The 2422-nt window shown below is 44.3% G+C and carries 3 protein-coding genes; all 3 read left to right on the forward strand.

The features are described 5' to 3' along the window. The coding region (locus F6K49_RS41525; RefSeq protein ID WP_293107017.1) for an S-layer family protein at positions 1-530 on the forward strand (530 nt) is incomplete at its 5' end. Between the two features lie 408 nt (positions 531-938). Beyond that, positions 939-1478, forward strand: coding sequence for a universal stress protein (locus F6K49_RS41530; RefSeq protein ID WP_293054351.1), 540 nt, complete (start codon positions 939-941; stop codon positions 1476-1478). 243 nt (positions 1479-1721) lie between these two features. Next, on the forward strand, positions 1722-1904 hold the full coding sequence (locus F6K49_RS41535) for a hypothetical protein (RefSeq protein WP_293054348.1): 183 nt from the start codon (positions 1722-1724) through the stop codon (positions 1902-1904). Positions 1905-2422 lie beyond the last annotated feature (518 nt).

The following is a 2422-nucleotide window of genomic DNA, read 5'->3' on the forward strand; positions in this document are numbered from 1 at the left end:
AAGATAGCTTTGGGGGACGAGTGATTATCAATGCTTTAGGCATCTTTGGTACTGAATTTAGAGAACAACAAACTCCAGATAGTGATATTACCGCCTCTTCCCAACTGGGAGCTTCCTTTAGCGGTACTGTCGAAATTAATGCACCTTCGGATGACCCTAGCGCAGGATTATTCCAGCTACCGGAAAATTTTGTTAATCTCAAACTCCTAGTTGCCACTGGTTGCGGTACCTCGGATGGCAATCAATTTACCCAATTTGGCCGGGGTGGCTTACCCACAGACCCCACTAAACCGCTTCGGGGTGAAACCCTGTGGATGGATTTACGTCCATTACCTCGCCACAGCGCTCGCCGCCGGAAAAATCGTAATCATGCTTCTAATGCTTCTAATGCAGCTAAGTCACGTCGGTCTAGAATTGTTGAAGCTAATCGATGGATTATTAATAACGACGGAGTGGTCGAGTTAGTGGCTGATTCAGTTCAGTCGAGTCCCTTCATTTCCTGGTTTTCCCCTTATTATTGCGTACGGTAACAGCATTTGGGCAATAACTCTAGTTTTCTCTACGTTTAGGCTTTCTTAATCATTCACCTTACTAATGATCATCCCATTGCTATTTTTTTTAACTAGGCCGATAAGTGTTACAAATGGTTAACCAGTATTTAATATCTGTGAGTAGTTTTTCTAGAATTAAATTATAGAACCCTATCACATTGAGTAGCATCTTACTACGGCACTGACTACACCACTGACTACAAGAAACTATTCACTCAACGTCTTCAATGTCAGGGATTATAGCTCAAGCGCGAACCTCAGTATCTTACACATCTTCCCTATCTTTACTAGACAAGGGCAACCCTTAATTTATTTTCTGCAAGTACTTAAATTCCATATCTTCGAGCCCCCATCTGAATAATTTTAAGAGGCGAGGAAAAACTAATCATGGCTTACAAAAAAATTCTGGTAGCAATCGACCGCTCATCCCAAGCAGAAGCAGTGTTTGAAAACGCCCTAGACCTAGCCGAAAAGGAACAGAGTACTCTGATGCTAGTACACTTCCTTAACTGGGAACGTCAGGAAATGATGACTCCTTACGTAGGTCTTGGCACCATAGCTGATGTAGACCTCTATGGTAGTCTGCGAAAGGTTCACCAAGAAAATCTGCAAATACACGTTGAGGAAAACAAAGAGTGGCTTAGGAGTTATGCTCAACAGGCCAATAATCATGGTATCGCTGCCGAAGTATCTTGTCAATTGGCAGATCCGAGTGTAGGAATTTGTGATCTAGCCCAAAAGTGGGGTGCGGATTTAATTGTTCTAGGTCGTCGAGGGCTTGGGGGTTTAAAAGAAATGGTACTCGGGAGTGTCAGTAACTATGTTGTTCACCATGCTCCTTGCTCAGTGTTGGTAGTTCAAGGGGTAGCAACCCCAAGCATTGAGTTAACCACTACAGCCACTCCAGTAACTACAGATACAAAGTAGAGATTGAGCTTTGCTCACGCTTTGCGATTGAGCTTTGCTCACGCTTTGCGACCGACAGGCTTAACATTCTAGCGATGCAGCGCGGTCTTGGGGAGCCAGTGCGGTCTTGGGGAGGCAGCGCGGTCTTGGGGGTTTCCCCCATGAGCGACTGCCGTGGTTCCCCCGCAGACGAAACCTGATTACGTTGAGCCTTTATGGTTGGTAGGCTATGCAGATGCATGGGTTTTAACTTATTGATTAGCGATGCAGCGCGGTCTTGGGGGTTTCCCCCATGAGCGACTGCATCAAGACAAGGCGAGCCTGTCTTACGGTAACTATCGCCTTTGGCGACGCTTGGCCGTAGGCCACGCCAAAGGCGAACGCGAACAAACCATGAGCAACTGGCGTGGTTTCCCCCACTCGCGCTTTGCATCAAGAAGGCTTTAGGAATTATGCATTTTTTACATAGATGGATCAAATAGACTGATTCATCACTAATCATTTCACTAATCTTTCTTACTTCCACCAGAAGTCTAGTCTCTTTTTGAGAGCAGGAATTCCACAATAACTCTACTTGTAGGGTGCGTTATTAACGCACCCTACTACTTATAGGTTTTGGTTATAGGTTTTGGAGTCCAGTTTTGTGTAAGTTGTGGGAGTTATTTCTCCAGGATTTTCTCAACAACTGTGGCTTATTGATGTTAGTTTGCTTGTATAGCAATCCCTGTAGGAATTGTAAAAATTTTGATCCCAAGTTCCCTGTTCCCAGATCCGCTGTTCCCTGTTCCCTTTGCTATACCCATACTTATGCATTTTTGTCAATGCTGAGGTGATAATTAGATCTACAGGTTACCACCTGCCATCAGAAGAAGTATCTATGATGCCGGTAGGTATTTGGCATTTTGGCAGTAATTTTACTTCGACTGGAGATAATATAGATCTTCGGAAAATGTTGAAGTTCGGTA

The organism is Moorena sp. SIO3I6 (genome assembly GCF_010672095.1).